At 68.3% G+C, this 18510-nt stretch carries 16 protein-coding genes; 10 read left to right on the top strand and 6 right to left on the bottom strand.

Annotated features, from left to right (window positions below; genetic code table 11):
• Nucleotides 1-135 precede the first annotated feature (135 nt).
• Nucleotides 136-648 carry a DUF3558 domain-containing protein gene (locus ACJH6J_RS17950; RefSeq protein ID WP_073696211.1) on the top strand — a complete coding sequence of 171 codons (513 nt, stop codon included), beginning with the start codon at nucleotides 136-138 and terminating at the stop codon, nucleotides 646-648.
• Nucleotides 645-1184, top strand: coding sequence for a DUF3558 domain-containing protein (locus ACJH6J_RS17945; RefSeq protein WP_073696167.1), 540 nt, complete (start codon nucleotides 645-647; stop codon nucleotides 1182-1184). Before ACJH6J_RS17950 ends, ACJH6J_RS17945 begins: the two co-directional genes overlap by 4 nt.
• Here ACJH6J_RS17945 and ACJH6J_RS17940 read toward each other — a convergent pair.
• Nucleotides 1181-1681 carry a SixA phosphatase family protein gene (locus ACJH6J_RS17940; RefSeq protein ID WP_406804301.1) on the bottom strand — a complete coding sequence of 167 codons (501 nt, stop codon included), beginning with the start codon at nucleotides 1679-1681 and terminating at the stop codon, nucleotides 1181-1183. The two genes, ACJH6J_RS17945 and ACJH6J_RS17940, sit on opposite strands and share 4 nt — an antisense overlap.
• Before the next feature lie 89 nt (nucleotides 1682-1770).
• Between ACJH6J_RS17940 and ACJH6J_RS17935 the strand changes: the two genes are divergently transcribed.
• From ACJH6J_RS17935 to ACJH6J_RS17925, 3 genes are read left to right on the top strand one after another with little or no spacing between them, the layout of a single operon-like run.
• A complete protein-coding gene (locus ACJH6J_RS17935) occupies nucleotides 1771-2910 on the top strand; it encodes an exonuclease SbcCD subunit D (protein ID WP_406804313.1) in 1140 nt (379 codons plus the stop codon).
• Complete coding sequence (locus ACJH6J_RS17930) at nucleotides 2907-5531, top strand: AAA family ATPase (protein ID WP_073696170.1); 2625 nt, start codon at nucleotides 2907-2909, stop codon at nucleotides 5529-5531. Before ACJH6J_RS17935 ends, ACJH6J_RS17930 begins: the two co-directional genes overlap by 4 nt.
• A gap of 60 nt (nucleotides 5532-5591) precedes the next feature.
• The gene (locus tag ACJH6J_RS17925; protein ID WP_073696171.1) at nucleotides 5592-7109 is read left to right on the top strand and encodes a GMC family oxidoreductase; all 1518 of its coding nucleotides are present in this window, start codon (nucleotides 5592-5594) and stop codon (nucleotides 7107-7109) included.
• Here ACJH6J_RS17925 and ACJH6J_RS17920 read toward each other — a convergent pair.
• Nucleotides 7100-8302, bottom strand: a complete 1203-nt coding sequence (locus tag ACJH6J_RS17920; protein WP_073696172.1) for an acyl-CoA dehydrogenase family protein — start codon at nucleotides 8300-8302, stop codon at nucleotides 7100-7102. The genes ACJH6J_RS17925 and ACJH6J_RS17920 overlap by 10 nt on opposite strands.
• Nucleotides 8303-8380: 78 nt before the next feature.
• Between ACJH6J_RS17920 and ACJH6J_RS17915 the strand changes: the two genes are divergently transcribed.
• Nucleotides 8381-9637, top strand: a complete 1257-nt coding sequence (locus ACJH6J_RS17915; protein WP_073696173.1) for an alpha/beta fold hydrolase — start codon at nucleotides 8381-8383, stop codon at nucleotides 9635-9637.
• Here ACJH6J_RS17915 and ACJH6J_RS17910 read toward each other — a convergent pair.
• From ACJH6J_RS17910 to ACJH6J_RS17895, 4 genes are read right to left on the bottom strand one after another with little or no spacing between them, the layout of a single operon-like run.
• A complete protein-coding gene (locus ACJH6J_RS17910; RefSeq protein WP_406804300.1) occupies nucleotides 9624-11321 on the bottom strand; it encodes an ABC transporter family substrate-binding protein in 1698 nt (565 codons plus the stop codon). The genes ACJH6J_RS17915 and ACJH6J_RS17910 overlap by 14 nt on opposite strands.
• Nucleotides 11318-13153, bottom strand: a complete 1836-nt coding sequence (locus ACJH6J_RS17905) for a dipeptide ABC transporter ATP-binding protein (RefSeq protein WP_406804299.1) — start codon at nucleotides 13151-13153, stop codon at nucleotides 11318-11320. The genes ACJH6J_RS17910 and ACJH6J_RS17905 overlap by 4 nt, the downstream gene beginning before the upstream one ends.
• On the bottom strand, nucleotides 13150-14055 hold the full coding sequence (locus tag ACJH6J_RS17900) for an ABC transporter permease (protein WP_406804298.1): 906 nt from the start codon (nucleotides 14053-14055) through the stop codon (nucleotides 13150-13152). The genes ACJH6J_RS17905 and ACJH6J_RS17900 overlap by 4 nt, the downstream gene beginning before the upstream one ends.
• A complete protein-coding gene (locus ACJH6J_RS17895; RefSeq protein ID WP_073696177.1) occupies nucleotides 14052-15026 on the bottom strand; it encodes an ABC transporter permease in 975 nt (324 codons plus the stop codon). Before ACJH6J_RS17895 ends, ACJH6J_RS17900 begins: the two co-directional genes overlap by 4 nt.
• Nucleotides 15027-15252: 226 nt before the next feature.
• Here ACJH6J_RS17895 and ACJH6J_RS17890 point away from each other — a divergent pair, with 226 nt between their 5' ends.
• The 4 genes from ACJH6J_RS17890 to ACJH6J_RS17875 all read left to right on the top strand — a co-directional run bounded on the left by ACJH6J_RS17890 (nucleotide 15253) and on the right by ACJH6J_RS17875 (nucleotide 18503).
• A complete protein-coding gene (locus tag ACJH6J_RS17890) occupies nucleotides 15253-15498 on the top strand; it encodes a hypothetical protein (RefSeq protein ID WP_406804297.1) in 246 nt (81 codons plus the stop codon).
• Between the two features lie 351 nt (nucleotides 15499-15849).
• The gene (locus ACJH6J_RS17885) at nucleotides 15850-16095 is read left to right on the top strand and encodes a hypothetical protein (RefSeq protein ID WP_073696179.1); all 246 of its coding nucleotides are present in this window, start codon (nucleotides 15850-15852) and stop codon (nucleotides 16093-16095) included.
• A gap of 121 nt (nucleotides 16096-16216) precedes the next feature.
• Nucleotides 16217-16921: a response regulator transcription factor gene (locus ACJH6J_RS17880; protein WP_073696180.1), complete on the top strand. Its 705-nt coding sequence runs from the start codon at nucleotides 16217-16219 to the stop codon at nucleotides 16919-16921.
• Nucleotides 16899-18503: a sensor histidine kinase gene (locus ACJH6J_RS17875; RefSeq protein WP_406804296.1), complete on the top strand. Its 1605-nt coding sequence runs from the start codon at nucleotides 16899-16901 to the stop codon at nucleotides 18501-18503. The genes ACJH6J_RS17880 and ACJH6J_RS17875 overlap by 23 nt, the downstream gene beginning before the upstream one ends.
• The last annotated feature ends 7 nt before the right edge of the window (nucleotides 18504-18510 follow it).

Below are 18510 nucleotides of genomic sequence, written 5' to 3'. Positions count from 1 at the left end.
GCACACCCGAGAAAGCTTGTAGAAAGACCAGGTCAGTCGGCCTGTCGGTGGTTGACCTCGGAACCTGCCGCTACAGTGCATGGCGTGACCCGCAGACAGGTGAAGACCGCCGCCGCGACCGTGCTTGCCGCGGCCATGATTCCGGCGATGTCCGCCTGCTCGGACGACGGCAACGCCAGCGGGGCACCGGCCGGTGGTCCGTCGGGCCCGTCGGCGGCGGGGCCGGCCAAGCACGGCCCGATGTTCCCCGTGTGTGGCGGCGTCAGCGACCAGACCGTGGCGCAGCTGACGCAGGTCCCCGGCCTGGTCAACACCGCGAAGAACTCCGTCGGCTGCCAGTGGCTGGTCAATGGCGGCATCCTCGGTCCGCACTTCTCGTTCACCTGGTACCGGGGCAGCCCGATCGGCCGTGAGCGCAAGACCGAGGAACGGACGCGAGCCGACGTCAACGACATCAACATCAATGGCCATCCCGGTTTCGTGGCCCTCGGCGAGGACCCGATGATCGGCAAGAGCCTGTGTGAGGTCGGCATCCAGTTCGACGACGACTTCATCGAATGGTCCATCAGCTTCTCCCAGAAGCCGTTCCCCGATCCGTGCGACATCGCGAAGGAACTGGCCCGGCAATCGATTGCGAACGCGAAATGACACAGCGAAAACTGGCTGGAGCAGTCGTGGTGATGTCGGCATTGGCGCTCGTGGGCTGCGCGCGGTCGGTCGAGGGCACCGCCATGAAGGAAGGCGCCGGCGGCGGCAGTGAGCACTCGGCGGAGTCGTACCCGAACCTGCTCAAAGAGTGCGACGTGCTGACCAACGACGTGCTGGCCAAGACGGTCGGCGCGGACCCGCTGGACATCCAGAGCACCTTCGTCGGTGCGGTGTGCCGGTGGCAGGCACTGAACCAGACGGCCGGCCTCATCGACATCACCCGGTTCTGGTACGAGCAGGGCAGCCTCGACGAGGAGACCAAGGTCGCCAAGCACCTCAACTACAAGTACGAGAACAAGGCGATCGCCGGTGTGAAGTCGATCATCATGCACCCGAACGACCCCAACGGTTCGTGCGGTGTGGCGAGCGACGCGGCCGGTGTCGTCGGCTGGTGGGTCAACCCGCAGGGCCCGGGCGCGGACGCCTGCGGCATGGCCACCAAGCTGATGGAGCTGACGCTCGCGACCAACTCCTAACGGGGGATGTGAAACTGATCCAACGTGGCGCTGCGCAGTTCCAGCTGCGACCAGTGCCGGTCGGTGTGCAGAACCGCGATCGCGGACGTCGGATATTTCATCGCGATCTGGCCGGCGGCGTCGGGGTCGCTGGTGTCGAGCGACGCCAGACTCAGCGCGAGCGATGACATGACCGGTTCGTGCCCGATCACCAGCAGCGTGTTCGCCGCCTCCGGCGCGCCGTTGATGACGTCGATGGCGATGCCCGCCGTCGCGTCGTAGAGGCGGTCGACGTACGTCACGGGTGCGGTGATCCCGGTGCGGGCGAGCGTCTGCCGGGTTCGGGTCGCGGTCGAGCACAACACGGCGTCGACGGCCGGCAGGTGTTCCCGGATCCAGTCCCCGGCGAGCGCGGCTTCGCGGATGCCACGTTGGGCCAGCGGCCGCTCATGGTCGGCGACCCCGTCGGGGTAGTCGGACTTGGCGTGCCGCAGCAGGATCAGCGTTCGGGTTCCCACCCGCCCACCGTAGTTCCCCGGAGTTGTCGGTGTCCGGTTTTACACTCGCCGCAGGACATTTCGAACAGCAGAAGAAAGGGGACGCCGAGATGCGTTTCGTGCACACCGCCGACTGGCAGCTCGGCATGACCCGGCATTTCCTGAACGGCGAGGCGCAGCCGCGCTATTCGGCTGCCCGCCGCGATGCGGTGGCGCGCCTCGGTGCGCTGTGCGCCGAGGTCGGTGCGGAGTTCGTCGTCGTGGCGGGGGATGTCTTCGAGCACAACCAGCTGGACCCGCGTGAGGTCAGCCTGTCGCTGGAAGCCATGCGCGCCATCAAGGTTCCGGTGTTCCTGTTGCCCGGTAATCACGATCCGCTGGATCCGTCGTCGGTGTACACCAGCGCGCTGTTCCTGGCCGAATGCCCGTCCAACGTCACGGTGCTCGACGGTGTGCACGAGCTGCGCCCGGGCGTGCAGATCATCGGCGCCCCATGGCGCTCGAAGGCGCCCACCACGGACCTGACGGGCGACGTGGTCGGCGGCCTGCCCGCCGATGGCGTCACCCGAATTGTGGTGGGCCACGGTGGGATTGACGTCCTGGACCCCGACCCGACCAAGCCGTCGCTGATCCGGCTCGACACCGTGGAGGCCGCGGTGCGCCGCGGCGCGGTCCACTACGTGGCGTTGGGGGACAAGCACTCTCGCACCGAGGTGGGCAGCACCGGCCGGGTCTGGTACTCGGGTGCGCCGGAAGTCACCAATTACGATGACATCGAAGCGGATTCGGGTCACGTGCTGGTGGTGGACCTCGACGACGAGGATCAGACCGTGACGGTCCAGGCCCGTCACGTGGGCCGGTGGCGGTTCGTCACCCTGCGCCGGATCGTGGACACCAACCGTGACATCGCCGATCTGGACCTGAATCTCGACGGTCTGCCGGACAAGGAGCGCACCGTCGTCCGGCTCGCGCTGACCGGGTCGCTGACCATCTCCGACAAAGCCGATCTCGACGTCCGCCTCGATCGCTACGCGCGGCTGTTCGCCGCACTGACCACCTGGGAACGGCACACCGATCTTGTCGTGGTCCCGGCCGACGGCGAATTCGACGACCTGGGTATCGGCGGCTTCGCCGCGGCGGCGGTCGACGAACTGGTCGGCACCGCGCGCTCTGCGGGGGACGGCGCCGACGACGCGCAGGCGGCCCTCGCGCTGCTGCTGCGTCTGGTCGATCGGGGGACCGCGGCATGAAACTGCACCGCATGGTCCTGACCAACTACCGCGGAATCACGCACCGGGAGATCGACTTTCCCGATCGCGGCGTGGTGGTGGTTGCCGGCGCCAACGAGATCGGCAAGTCCTCCATGATCGAGGCGCTCGATCTGCTGTTGGAGTCCAAGGACCGCTCGACCAAGAAAGAGGTCAAGCAGGTCAAGCCGACTCACGCTGATGTCGGAGCCGAGGTGACCGCCGAAATCTCCACCGGCCCTTACCGGTTCGAGTATTACAAGCGCTTCCACAAGAAGGCCGAGACCCGGCTGACCATCCTCGCGCCGCGGCGCGAGCAGCTCACCGGCGAGGAGGCGCACAACCGGGTGCGGGCCATGCTCGACGAAACCGTCGACACTGAATTGTGGCGGGCCCAGCGCGTCCTGCAGTCGGCGGCCACGGTCCCGGTCGATTTGGCGGGGTGCGATGCCCTGGCCCGGGCCCTCGATGTCGCGGCCGGGCAGGCCGGCGCGCTGGAGGGCGCGCTGTCGGGGAACGAGCCGTTGCTGGTCGATCGGATCGACGGCGAGTATCTGAAGTACTTCACCCAGACCGGCCGCCCCACCGGTGTGTGGGCCGAGGCCATCAAAGGCCTGAAGGCCGCGCAGGCCGAGGTCGCGACGCGTATCGCAGCGGTGGCGGAGGTCGACGAGGCGGTCCGCCGGCACGGTGAGCTGACCACGGAATTGGCCACGGCCACTGAGCAATTGGATGCCGCGGAGGTCCGGCTGGTCGCGGCCCGTGAGGCAGCCGGTGCCGTGGCCCGAATCCGTGACGAGCTGGGACAGGCGCGTGTGCAGGCCCAGGCCGCGGTGGCGACGGCGACGGCCGGACGAAGCGCGCTGGACGAGCGGCAGCGGCTGCAGGCCGATGTCGAGCAGCGGACCGGCAGTATCGGCGCACTGACTGCCGCCGCCGAGCAGGCCGGACAGCAGCAGCTGGTCGCGGTCGAGTTCCAGAAGACCGCCGATACCGCTGTGGCGGTCGCGCGGTCCGTGGTCGACGCCGGCCGCGCACGCCTCGATGCGGCCCGGCGGGTGGTGGACCAACTGTCGCAGCGTGCCGAGGCTGATCGACTGGCCGGGCAACTGGACCGGGTGCAGGCTGCCTCCCGCGAACTGGCCGGCGTCGTCGAGCAGCTGGCCAAGGTCACCCTCACCCATGCCGGCATGCGTGCCATCGAAACGGCTGCGGCAGCTGTCGACCGTGCGGCCGCGGCAGCTGAACTCGCCTCGGCCCGAATCGAATTGGTTGCGCAGAGCAACATGCAGCTGCGGGTCGGCGACGAGGAGGTGACGTTGTCGGCCGGAGCGGAGTGGGCGTCCAGCGTGGGTGGCCGGACCGATATCGAGCTTCCCGGCCTGCTGACCGTACGGGTGCTGCCCGGCACGCCGGCGGCGGACACCAGCGCGGTTCTCGACGCCGCGCGCAGCGCGCTGGCGGCGGCACTGCAGCCGCACGGGGTGGCCGACGTGGAGGCGGCGCGGGCACTGGATGCCCGGCGGCGCGAACTCGAGGCGGAGCGGGACCGGCTGAACGTCACCCTGCAGACCCTGCTGGGCTCCGACACTGTCGAGGTCTTGACGACGCGGCTCGCGGGGCTGCGGGAACAGGTCGGCGACACCGGTCCCATCGATGTGGGCGCGGCTCGGGCGGAATTGGAGGCTGCCGATGCCGAACAGCGCCGTGCCGCAGCCGATTACGAGCAGTGCCGCGACGCCGCCACCGCGGCGGCCGGTGCGGCGGCGTCCGCGCTGACCGCGGCGACGGTTGCCCGCGAGAAGGTCACCGCGGCGACGGCCGCGCTCGCCGAGACCACCGAGCGGCTGGCCCGGCAGCGTGAATTCGAAGACGACGCGGCCCTGACACAGCGCGTCGCGACCTTGGCGGAGCAGGCTGCCGCCGCCACCGCCCGCGAACAGGAACTCGCGGCCGCGCTGGCGGCCACCACTCCCGACGTCGTCGACGCGGAACTGGCTGCGGCCACCGCGGATTCGACCCGGATCGCCACCCGCCGCCGCGAACTCGACGACCAATTGCGGGACGTGGCAGCGCAATTGAAGGTGTACGGGACGCAGGGTCGGCAGAGCCAGTTGGATGCCGCCGAGGTCGCGTTGCGGCACGCGGAGTCCGAGCACGCCGCGGTGGGCCGTCGGGCCCGGGCCGCTGAGCTGCTGCGCTCGGTGATGGGCCGGCATCGCGACCAGGCTCGCCAACGGTATGTCGAGCCGTTCCGGACTGAAGTGGAACGCCTGGGGCGCATCGTGTTCGGCGACAGTTTCGCCGTCGAGGTCGACAGCGACCTGCGGATCTGCAGCCGCACCGTCGCGGGGACCACCGTGCCGTACGAGTCCCTGTCCGGTGGGGCCAAGGAACAGCTGGGCATCGTGGCCCGGCTCGCCGGTGCGGCGCTGGTGGCCAAGGAGGACAGCGTCCCGGTGATCATCGACGACGCACTGGGTTTCACCGATGCCGGCCGGCTGGCCCGGATGGGTGAAGTGTTCGACGCCGTCGGCGGCGACGGTCAGGTGATCGTATTGACCTGCAGCCCCGAGCGTTACGCCGGCGTCGGTGACGCAACCCGAATCGAGCTCACCGCCTGACGGTTGCTGTGACTGATGAATCGCTGGAAAGGTCACACCGGCGCGTGACAGACTGCGGCGGTGATCGCTGATTTCATCGTCGTAGGGACCGGCTCGGCCGGTGCGGTGCTGGCTGATCGACTGAGCGCCGACGGCGCCTCGCAGGTGGTGGTACTGGAGGCCGGAGGCGCCGACAAGAACCAGTTCATCCACATCCCGGCGGCCTTCTCGAAGCTGTTCCGCGGCGAATTCGACTGGAACTACTCGACCGAGCCGCAGCCCGAGCTCGCCGACCGCGAAATCTACTGGCCGCGCGGCAAGACCCTGGGCGGCTCGTCGTCGATGAACGCCATGATGTGGGTGCGCGGCATGGCCGCCGACTACGACGAGTGGGGTGAGCTCGCCGGGGAAGAGTGGTCGTACGCGGCGGTCGAGAAGTACTTCGACCGCATCGAGGCGGGGCCGCTGGTGCTCAGCCCGCAGCGCAGCCCGCGCAGCATCACGGCGGCGTGGCTCGAGGCGGCCCGGCAGTGCGGCCACGAGGGATTCGTCGAGACCACGGTCTGTCAGCGCCGCGGCGCGCGCTGGAGCACCGCGGACGCCTATCTGCGGCCGGCGCTGAAGCGTTCCAACCTGCATCTGCGTACCGGTGCCACCGCAACCCGTGTCCTGATCGAGGACGGCCGGGCCGTCGGCGTCGAGTACGAGGCGGACGGCCGTCGTCAGATCATCCACGCGCGCCGCGAGGTGATCCTCAGCGGCGGCGCGATCAACAGCCCGCAGCTGCTGATGCTGTCCGGCATCGGTCCGCGCGAACACCTGGCCGAGCACGGCATCGACGTCGTCTATGACTCCCCTGGGGTAGGGCAGAACCTGTTGGACCACCTGGTGGTGCTGCTCGGGTTCGACGCCAACTGCGAGACGCTGATCGGTGCCGAAAAGCCGCTGCAACTGCTCAACTACCTGACCCGCCGCCGCGGCATGCTGACGTCGAATGTCGGGGAGGCATACGGCTTCGTGCGCAGCAACCCGGAGCTCGAGCAGCCCGACGTCGAGCTGATCTTCGCGCCCGCGCCGTTCTACGACGAAGGCATCGGCGAGCCGTATCCGCGCGAAGCGGTGGCGATGGGGCCGATCCTGGTGAAGCCCAAGAGCACCGGCACCATCCGGCTGGCCTCGGCCGATCCGCTGGCCAAGCCGATCATCGATCCGCGCTACCTGTCCGACCCGGAGGGCGCCGACCGCAAAGCACTGCTCGCGGGCCTGCGGATGATGGCCGACATCTGTCAGGCGCCGGCGCTCAAAGGTCTGCTCGGGGACATCGCCCGCCCGGTCGGCGCGCACGATCTCGACGACCGAACCTTGGAGCTGGCCCTGGCCACCACCTCACACACGCTGTATCACCCGACCACCACGTGCCGGATGGGCACTGACGAGGCCAGCGTGGTCGACCCGCAGCTCCGCGTACGTGGTGTCGCGGGACTGCGGGTCGCCGACGCGTCGGTGATGCCGACCATCGTCCGGGGCCATACCCACGCCCCGAGCGTGCTGATCGGTGAGAAGGCCGCTGACCTCATCACCGCCGGAGGTCAGAAATAGGCGTTGGCAGGAATTGCGGTGCCGTGCAGCAGGTTCTGCCCGACCACCCGGGCCTTGTAGCCGACCGGATTGTGCAGCGTGATGGTGCGGATATTGCGCCAGTGCCGGTCGAGGTTGCGCTGCCGGCTGGCCGCGCTGGCGCCTCCGAGCTCCAGGAGCTTGGTGGCGGCGCGCGGCGCGATGTCGTCCAGGTGCACCTTCACCTTGGCTGCCTGCAGCTGGGCCTCGGCGGTCAGTTCGGCGTCGGGCACACCGTCCGGACCGGTCGAATCGATGGCGGCCCCGATCGCCGCCGCCGCATCCAGCACCGCGGCCCGGGCGATGTAGGCGGAGCTGGCCAGTTCGCCGAGCTGGCGCTGCAGCAAGGGGTCGTCGGTCGGTGAGGCCGCGGAGGCATGGCTGAAGCTGCGCTCGCGGGACCGCAGGAGCGCAATACCGTCGTCGACGATGTTCTCGAGAATTCCGGCGACCACGGCGTGGATGTACAGCTGCAACAGGGTGTACTGCACCGAGGGCACGGGCTCGGCGTCATACCGCGTGTCCGAGAGCACCTCGTCGGGCAGCACCGTCACGTCCCGGAAACGGGTGGTGCCGGTGCCGGTCCGGCGCTGGCCGAAACCGTCCCAGTCGTCGATGATCTCCACGCCCGCTCGCTCGGCCGGCACGATGACGATCGCCACCGAATCATGATCGGTGGTCGCTGTCACGGTCAGGTAGTCCGAGAACAAGGTTCCGGTGCTGTAGAACTTCTCGCCGGTCAAGGTGAAACCGCCGTCGTGGCCCGGCGTCAAGCGGGTGTTGAACACGAGGCTGCCCACCGCGTGGGAGCCCTTCTCACTGAACGCGTTGCCGAACACCTTGCCGGCGGCGACCTTTTCCAGCCAGGCCCGGGACCCGGGCTGGTCCAGGGTGCGCAGCCGCTCCTCGACGAACCAGAAATGTGTGCGGAAGATGTGTGCCACCACCGGATCGGCGCGGGCGACGTCGATCACGGCGGAAAACAGTTGCGGCACTGTGAGCCCGGCTCCGCCCAGTTCTGGAGGCAGGCGCAGGGTGCCGAATCCGGCGCGCTTGAGTGCGGCCACCTGGTCGAAGGGATTCACGTCGTCCAGATCGCGGTCTTTGGCGCCCGCTGCGATGTCGGCCAGCAGGTCGGTCCACGTTGTCGTGTCGGGGAGGTCGAGGATGGTCATGTCCCAGTTCTACGGACCAGCACCGTCACAGGCACTGCTTACGCTCGCGCCGAACCGAACGCGGCAGAATGAGTGTCGATGACCATGAACGCCAAACGCCGCAAGGCGCACGACAAGCTCGCGGCGCTGCCGGGGGTCCGGTCGGTACGGCGACCGGTCCGATCAAGTGGCGCAGAGGAATTCGATCTGTACTACGTGCGGACCGGACCGCTGAGCGAGCATCCGCTGGTGATCATTCCCGGCGGGCCGGGTGCGGCGTCCATCGGGCACTACCGCAATTTGCGCCGCCGGGCGACGGCCGCCGGTCTGGACGTCATCATGGTCGAGCACCGCGGCGTGGGCATGTCGCGACACGACGACGCCGGCGCCGATCTACCCGCTGAGGCGCTGACCATCGAGGCCGCGGTCGACGACATCGCGGCGGTGCTGGACGACGCCGGGGTGCAATCCGCGGTTGTCTATGGCACGTCCTACGGCAGCTACCTGGCCGCGGGTGTCGGGGTGCGCCATCCCGATCGAGTGCATGCCATGGTGCTCGACTCGCCGCTGCTGTGTGCCGACGACATCGACGCGGTGCGCGACGCCACCCGGGCGGCGTTCTGGGACGGCACGGCACCGTCGACCGAGGGCCTCGCCAGCCGCATGCGTGGTTTGGCCGAGGACGGCAAGTTGACGCCGTGGGTGGTGCAACTGGCGGCCGGGTTGTACGGTCTGGTCGGCCCCGAGGTGCTGGAGCAGCAGCTCGAACTGCTGCTGACCGGGCGGGGCCTGCTGTGGCACGCCATCGGACACAGCACCAAGTTGCTCTTCGAGAGCAAGACGCCGTACCGGCACGAACCGGATCTGGTCGAGCACATCGGCTATCAGGAGCTCAACTATGCCCCCGAGCCCGACGGCCTGCCGATCGACCCGGCGCTGGCGTACCGCGAATCTGCCACCGGTGACCCGGATTTCGTCGCGGAGCCCTTCGACCTGGTGGCCGCGATGCCGGGATTCGACTGGCCCACTGTCGTGATCTCCGGTGGCCGGGACCTGATCACCCCACCGGCCATTGCACAGCGGGTGGCTGAGTTGATTCCCGGTGCCGCACTGGTGGAACTACCCAGCGCGGGCCACAGCGTGCTCGACATGCGCGAGGGCTCGGCCCTGACCATCGCGGCCGCGGTGTGTGCCGGCGACTACGCCGGATTGCCGGACCGGGCAACAGAATTGGACAACGCACCGCTGGATTTCACGGTGCGCCTGATGGTTCGGGGTATCACGACGGCCGCGGCCGCGGAGTCGTTGGTTCCCGCCGCGCTGCCGCGGGCCATCCGGCAGCTCAGGACTTGGTGAACCCGATCGTCATGTAGTTCAGGTCGCCCAGACCCGCAGCTCCGAAGTTCGCCAAAGTGCTTCGGACCGCGACGTTTCCGGCTGACTGGGCAAGAGGGAGATTGAACGTCTCGGCCCAGAGCAGGCGGTCCAGCTGGTTGGCGAGTGCCTGCGCCTTGGCGGGATCGAGTTCGTCGAGGGTCTGCTCGATCTTGGCGTCGATCTCGGGCGTACCGATCTTGCCGAAGTTGCTCTCCCCGTCGGAGGCATAGATCTGGGTGAGGCTGCCGAGCGGGAAGGCGTCACCCTGCCAGGCGAAGGCAGCGATGTCGAAGTTGCCGGGAATGATGTACCGGCTGAACAGATCTGCACCTGAGGACACCACCAGATCGAGCCGGACACCGATGTCGGCGAGGGTCTTCTGGGCGATCTGACCGATCTGCCGGCTGCCGGGCGCGTCATAGAAGACGATCCGGACACTCAGTGGCCGACCGTCCCGCTCCCGCACCGAGCGGCCGGCAGGCAGTTTCCACCCCAGGCCATCGAGTTCCCGGCGGGCTGCCGCAGGGTCGAAAGGTGTTCCGCCGCTGTTGTCCTGGTAGCCCTCCTGCCCGGCGACATAGATGTGGTTGCTCAACGGCACCGGGTGGTCCACCAGGCCATGCTGCAGCACGGTCACGATGGTCTGCCGGTCGATACCCATGGCGATCGCGTGGCGCAGTGCCGGGTCGGCGAGGATCGATCCGGGCGCGCCGTTGAAGGTCAGGTGCGACCACGTGGGCCCGGGTGCGGTGCGGATGTCGACGCCCTTGGCGCGGCGGGCCAGCACCATGTCATCGAGCGAGCCGAGCCCGGTGGCGTCGATGGCGTTGTTCTGCAACGCCGGGATACGGGCCGCATCGTCGAGCACCAGGTAGGTGATGCTGTCCAGCAGCGGCCGGGCGCCCCACCATTTCGGGTTGCGGGTCAAGGTGATTCGCTGCGCGCCGCGGTCGACGTTCGAGATGACGAACGGGCCGGCCGACGGCCCGGGCGCAGCCAGCTGCCCCTTGTTGAACATTTCCGGGTCGGTCGTCGAGACCTTGGGCAGCAGCATGCCGTTGCCCGCGAACATGCCGCGCCAGTCGGCGTACGGGCGCGCGAACGTCATGACGGCCTGGCGGTCGTCGACACCGCGGGTCACCGAGGCCACCCGCTCGCTGCCGTTGGGGCTGGCGATCTGGAACCGGGGATCCTTGCCGGTCGTGGCGGTGACCTGTGAGGCAATGTCCTGCCAGGTGATGGGGGAGCCGTCGCTCCACACCGCCTTGGGGTTGATGGTGTAGGTGACCACCTGAGGGTTGGCGCCGGTCAGCTGGATGTCGGTGAAGTAGTCGTGGTTGACGGTCGTGGAACCGTCGGGGCCGACGATGAAGGCCCGCGGCAGGGTGGGGCGCAGCACCGAGGCAGTGTCGACGGTGTTGCCGTCGATGTTCAGGGGGTTGAAGTTGTCCGGGAACGCGGTGAGCGCCAGACGCAGATTGCCACCGTCCTTCAGGGTGGCCGGGTCTCGCGGGTTGAGGTCGTTCGCCGCACCGACTTTCGGCGCACCGGCACTGGATCCGCGGTACTCGCTCGAGCAGCCGCTGATGGTGACGACCAGCGCGAGACTGGCCATCGCGGCCACCAGCACCACGAGCAGCCGACCCCGACGCGTATCCATCATTCACCTCCCGGCTGCGGCACGGCATTGAGCAACCGCTGGGTGTAGGGATCCTGTGGGTCGCCGAAAACCTGTGCGGCATCGCCCTGTTCGACGACGGCGCCCTTGTACATCACGGCCACCGTATGGGCCAGATGGCGGACCACCGAAAGATCGTGCGAGACAAACAGATACGACAGATCGAAACGCTGCTGCAGGTCCAGCAGCAGGTTGATGATGCCGGCCTGGATCGAGACGTCCAGCGCCGACACCGGTTCGTCGAGTGCCAGAATCCTGGGTTGCCGCGCCAGCGCGCGGGCGATGCCGATGCGCTGCTTCTGGCCGCCGGAGAACTCGGCGGGGTAGCGGGCGGCGTCCTCGTGCCGGAGGCCCACGATGCCGAGCAGCTCGGCGACACGATCGTCGATGCGGTTTTTGTCGAAGCCGCCGGCCCGCAGCGGTTCGGACAGGACGTCGAACACCGGCAGCCGCGGGTCGAGTGCTGCTACCGGGTCCTGGAACACCACCTGGAGTTCGCCGCGGAGTTCGCGCCGGGTTTCGCGGTTCAGGCCGGCCACGTCATGTCCGAGGACGGTGATCGAACCCGATTGCGGCGCGGTCAGATTCAGTATCTGATGCAGCGTGGTGGTCTTGCCGGAACCGGATTCGCCGACGATGCCGAGGGTGCGGCCCTGCTGCAGCTGAAGACTGACGCGGTCGACGGCACGCAGCTCGCCGACCCGGCGCCGGAGCATGCCGCCGGTGAGCTTGTAGGTCTTCACCAGGTCGGTCACCGTCAGCACGACGGGGGCGTCCGGGGCGTCTGCCGGTGCCGATTCGGGCTCCGTTGCCACTCCGTAGATTTCGGCGGCACTGCGGCCCGTGACCTGGTCGGTGTGGATGCACGCGACGGCGTGGTCCGGCCCGACCTCCAGCAGTGCCGGTTCGGCCGCCCGGCAGTCGTCGTCGGCCAGCGGGCAGCGCGGCGCGAACGGGCAGCCGGGCGCGAGGTTGACCATCGAGGGTGGTGAGCCGGGGATCGGCACCAGCCGCGACCCCTGCGGCGCGTCGAGCCGCGGCACCGACCCGAGCAGGCCGACGGTGTAGGGCATCACCCGGTCGCGGTACAGGTTCGGCACCGGCGCGGTCTCCACGGTGCGGCCGGCGTACATCACCATTGCGCGGTCGGCGAATTCGGCGACGACGCCGAGGTCGTGCGTGATCATCAGCACCCCGGCGCCGGTGACGTCGCGGGCGGTGCGCAGCACGTCGAGGATCTGCGCCTGCACGGTGACGTCGAGTGCCGTGGTGGGTTCGTCGCAGATGATGAGGTCGGGGTCGTTGGCGATGGCCGTGGCGATGACGACGCGTTGCCGCTCCCCACCGGACAGCTCGTGCGGAAACGCCTTCGCGCGGGCCGCGGGCTGCTTGATGCCGACCAGCTCCAGAAGCTCGACCGCCCGGGCCCGGGCGGCGCGCCGGTCGACCGAACGGTTGTGCACGCGAAGCGCTTCGGCGATCTGGTCCCCGACGGTGTACACCGGGGTGAGGGCCGACATCGGGTCCTGGAACACCGTGCCGATCACGCGGCCGCGCACCTGTGACATCGCGGCGTCGTCGAGCCCGATCAGCTGCTTGCCCTGAAGTTTCACCGAGCCCGTCACCTCGGCGTGTTCGGGCAACAGACCCACGACCGCCATGGCCGTGGCCGATTTACCGGCACCGGATTCGCCGACCAGCGCCAGCACCTCACCGGGGGCGATGTGAAAGTTCATGCCCCGCACTGCCGAGACATTTTCCTCGCCGGCCTGGAAACTCACGGTGAGGTCACGGACCTCGAGCAGCGGGGTACTCATCGCTTCACCGCCTGACGGCGACGCGGTCGTGACGAGGGGTCGAGCGCGTCGCGCAGCCCGTCACCGATCAAGTTGGCGCACAGCACGATCAGCACCAGCACGCCGGCCGGGAACAGGAACACCCAGGGGAACGTGGTGACCGACGGGGTGCCGTCGGCGATCAGCGTGCCCAGGGACACGTCGGGCGGCTGGATGCCGAAACCCAGGTAACTCAAACCGGTCTCGGCCAGGATGGCGATGCCGACGTTGAGCGTGGTATCGATGATCAGGATCGACGCCACGTTCGGCACGATGTGCCGCGCGATGATCCGGGCATCGCTGACCCCCATATACCTTGCCGCCGTGACGAACTCGCGTTCGCGCAGGCTCATGGTCAGGCCGCGCACCATGCGTGAGCTGACCATCCAGGAGAACAGCGCCAGGAGCACTACGAGCCACAGCACCGTGCTCTGATGCTTGATGCGGGGCGTCACGATCGCGATCAGGATGAAGCCCGGGATCACCAACAGCAGGTCCACGATCCACATCAGCACCCGGTCCCGCCAGCCGCCGAAGTAGCCGGCGATCGAACCGACCGTGGCGGCGATGACCGTGGCGATCACGGCCACGCAGACCCCGATCAGCATCGACTTCTGCATACCGCGCAGCGTCTGTGCGAGCACATCCTGCCCAAGGGCATTGGTGCCGAACAGGTGTCGGCCGTCCGGTGGCTGCAGCAGGGCGTTGAAGTCCATGTCTGTGTAGGTGTACGGGAGCAGCGGCGGCAGCGCGTAGCAGCCCAGGAAGAGTAGGCACAACGCACATAGCGCTACCACCGCAGGGCGATTCCGCACGAACCGCCGCGCCACCAGCGTGCGGCGCGAGGCGAATCGGGCGCGGGGCAACCCGAACTGGATGCTCATGAGACCCGCACCCGCGGGTCGAGCGCGGCGTAGATGACGTCGGACAACAGGCCGCCGAGCAGGATCGTGGTTCCGGAGAACAACGTGAAGGCAGCGACGATGTTGGCGTCCTGGCTGTTGATGCCCTGCACCAGCCATTCACCCATGCCGTGCCAACCGAAGATCTTCTCGACGAACACCGCGCCGGTCACCAGGCCGGCGACCCCGTAGGCGAACAGTGTGGCCATCGGGATCAGTGCGGTCCGCAGGCCGTGTTTGAACAACGCCTGGCGCCGGGTCAGGCCCTTGGCGCGGGCGGTGCGGATGAAGTCCTGGCCGAGCACGTCGAGCATCGCGTTGCGCTGGTAGCGGCTGTAGCCGGCGATGGCGCCCAGCGCCAACGTCGTCGTGGGCAGCACCAGGTGTTGCAGTCGGTCGACGAATCCGTGCCAGCCGCCCTCGGCGAACGGCGACGTCTCGCCCGTGTACTGGAACAGCTGGAAGCCCAGCACCTCGTTGACCCCGAGCGCGCCGAGAATCAGGAGGTTGGCGATGACGAACGTCGGGGCGCTGAGGATCAGCAGGGCCAGCACGGTGATGGTCCGGTCGGAGAGCCGGTATTGCCGGACGGCGCCCCACGCCCCGACGATCACGCCGATGATGCTGCCCAGGATCGATCCGATGGCCACCAGTCGCAGGCTGGTCCACACCCGTCGTCCCAACTCTTCTGAAACGGGTTGTCCGGTAACGGTTTTTCCGAAGTCCCCGCGCACTGCGCCGGACACCCAGTTGCCGTAGCGCGGCAGGAGGGTCTTGTCGAGGCCCAGGTCGTGTGCTTTGGCGTCGATGACCGATTGCGGTGGCCGGGGGTTGCGCTGCAACAGGCTGTCCAGCGGGTGAAAGGTCACCGACGTCAGTGCGAAGGTCAGGAACGTCGCCAGCGTCAACAGGATCACGTAGTTGAGCAGTCGGCGGAGCAGGAACCGCGTCATGGGCCGCTCGCTGGAATCCGCATGCGCACAGGTTAAGAGATCCCGGCGCACTCGTGCGGGATTGGCGCCCGATGGCCGCGGCCGCCTTGTGCCCGAGCCGGTGACCTGGCAGTTCTGGTTCGGTGGAATACCTGACAGCGGGGGCGACTTGGAACATATGAGCAGGCCGCGCGCCCCAACGGTGTGGCGAAGCGTGGCAGATTCGCGTCTACAGGGGAGATCCGCGATGAGTCATTCCAAGAAGTCTGAAATCAACAAGAAGTGGGCCGTCGGCGTTATCGCCGGAAGCATGGCTGTCGGTGTCACGACCGTGGCGCTCGGCGGAGCGCAGGCGCACTCTGTGCAATCGACATCGGCCAACGGAACCTCGGTCAGTTCAGTTGTCAGCAGCGCCGGCCGCGGGCCGATCATCAGCGCCGCGCCCTCGATCACCGGGCCCGCTCCGCTGTACCCGGGGCAGGACCCGGGCTGATGAGTTTCGCGGCGGGGGCGTTCATCACCCCGGCGGCCCAACTCTCCTGAAACCCGTTGCCTGGTCATGGTTTTCCGAAGTCCTGCTGCACGGACGCCGAGTTGCCGTGGCGCGGCAGGGGGTGTCGAGGCCTGAATCGGGTGCTTTGGCGTCGATGACCAGCTTGAGCGGTGTTGGCGAACTGCCAGAACCAGTCCAGCGGCCTCTCAGATGGGCGAGAGGGCGTTGGTGAACTGGCAGAGCCAGTCCAGCGCACTGTCAGAGTGGCGCGGTTGACTCGAAGTGTATGACCAGCCGCGCGAACAAGTGCGCGGGGTAGCGAAGTGGTCCCACGTACACGGGAGGCAAGCCATGAGTCGACCTGAGACATCCGGCATCACCAGGAAATGGGCGATCGGCATCATCGGTGGCAGTGCCGCAATGGGTGCGGCAGCTGTCTGCGCAGGCGTGTTGGCCGGCCCGGCCGAGACGACGAGCGCCGGCAGCACGCTGATCACGACGAGCACGACCGCGCCCGTCACCTTCGCGGCACCGTCGATCACCGGCAAGGCGCCGTTGTACGCGGGGGAGGCCCCTGACTCCAACCCGCAGGGTTGAGGGCTGCGTTTCACAGCCGGCGCATAGATTCGTCACAGTCGCGGCCCACACCGGTGCGAATAATGGAGCTGTGACAGGTCCCAGCAGTACCGCCCGTGACAGTGAGTCCCAGCGAGTCGTCATGCACCGGGCCGATGGCAAGCCCATCAATGTCCTGGTGGTCGACGACGAGCCGGTTCTGGCCGAGCTCGTCTCCATGGCCCTGCGCTATGAGGGCTGGGACATCGCCACCGCCGGAGACGGCGCCTCCGCGATCGCGCTGGCCAAGGACAACCCGCCCGATGTGGTCGTGCTGGATGTGATGCTGCCTGACATGAGCGGCCTCGACGTGCTGCGCAAGTTGCGCGAACAGATTCCCGGGCTGCCGCTGCTACTGCTGACTGCCAAAGATTCGGTCGAAGACCGTATCGCCGGACTGACCGCGGGCGGCGACGACTACGTCACCAAGCCGTTCAGCATCGAGGAAGTGGTGCTGCGGCTGCGGGCGCTGCTGCGGCGTACGGGCGTCGCCAACGAAGTCGGTGGGGCGCAGATCGTCGTCGGTGATCTGGTGCTCGACGAGGACAGTCACGAGGTGACGCGGGCCGGCGAACAGATCACGCTGACCGCCACCGAATTCGAACTGCTGCGGTACATGATGCGCAACTCCAAGCGGGTGCTGAGCAAGGCGCAGATTCTCGACCGGGTGTGGAGCTACGACTTCGGTGGCCGCTCCAACATCGTCGAGCTGTACGTGTCCTACCTGCGCAAGAAGATCGACAGCGGACGCGAGCCCATGATCCACACCCTGCGCGGCGCCGGATATGTCCTCAGACCTGCCCGCTGACGCCCGCACCCGGATCCCTCTGCCGCGGACCTGGTCGCTGCGGGTCCGGCTGCTCGTCACCCAGGTGCTGCTGTTGGCATTGGTCATCATCGGTGTCGGCGCCGCGACTGAGTTTGCGCTGCAACGCTTTCTGCTGCACCAACTGGACGACCAGGTGCTGGAGGCGGGTCGGCGCTCGGCCGCCATCTTCGAACTGCCGCCACCGCCCATGGCCCCGCCACTGACCGGGGGGGTACCCCGGCCGGCCATGGATCCGCACTTCCGCATGCGCTTCGACCCCGAAGCCGGTCCCGGTCCCGGCTTCCTCAACGCGCCCGGACAAGCCGTCGGCACCATCGGAGCGGTGGTGTTCCGGGGGCAGGTCGACGCCGGTGTCATCACCTCGGAGGGCAGTCGCGATTCGGTGAGCACCGCCGCCACAGCGCAATTGGCGCAGGTGCCGCCGGATCGCAAGATTCGCACCATGGACATCGACGGGCTGGGCACCTACCGCGTCATCGGCCTGCATCCCCGCCACGGCGGACCACAGACCATCGTCACCGGCCTGCCCACCAGACATGTCGACAACACCCTGTTGTGGGTGCTCGGCATGTTCTGCGCGGTGGGGGCCATGGCCCTGATCGGGGCGACGGTGGTGGGGGTGTGGATCATCCGGCGCCAACTCGCCCCGCTGTCAAGGGTTTCCGCCGCGGCGCGCGACGTCGCCGACCGCGAACTGGACCGCGGCGAGGTGCAGCTGCCGACCGAGATCGTGCACGTCGACCCCGACGCCGCGCACACCGAGGTGGGCCAGTTGGGTACGGCGCTGAACCGCATGCTGGACCGCATCGCCGGCGCGCTCGCGGCCCGTCATGCCAGTGAGACGCGGGTGCGCCAATTCGTGGCCGACGCCAGTCACGAACTGCGGACGCCGCTCGCGGCGATCCGGGGCTATACCGAACTGGCACAACGCAAGAGCGACGAGCTGCCCGCCGATGTCGCGCACGCCATGAACCGCGTCGAATCCGAGACCGCACGAATGACCCGCCTCGTCGAGGACATGCTGCTGCTGGCCCGGCTCGATGCCGGTCGGCCGCTGGAGATGGAGGCCGTCGACCTGTCGCAACTGGTCGTCGATGCCGTCAGCGACGCCCACGTCGCCGGGCCGGATCACGACTGGTCACTGGACTTGCCCGACGAACCGGTCACCGTCGAGGGTGACCCGGCGCGGCTGCACCAGGTGCTGGTGAACCTGTTGGCGAACGCGCGGACGCACACGCCGGCCGGCACGGCGGTGACCATCGCGCTGTCGTCGGATCCGGACGCCACGGTGATCAGCGTCGCCGACGACGGCCCGGGCATTCCAAAGACGTTGCAGCCCGAGGTGTTCGAGCGGTTCGCCCGTGGTGACTCGTCGCGGTCCCGGCAGGCCGGCAGCACCGGATTGGGGCTGGCCATCGTCGCCGCTGTGGTGAAGGCGCACGGCGGCACCATCAGTGTCGACAGTCGGCCCGGCGCGACGGTCTTCACGGTGCGCCTGCCCGCGGGACCGGCGGCTCCGGCCTCACAGCCACCGCACAGTGTCGCCTCGACGTCCGCCTAACCTGCCT

Origin of the sequence: Mycobacterium sp. SMC-18, assembly GCF_045310895.1 — a bacterium.
Lineage (GTDB): Bacteria > Actinomycetota > Actinomycetes > Mycobacteriales > Mycobacteriaceae > Mycobacterium.
This window is presented reverse-complemented; position numbering and strand designations above follow the sequence as displayed.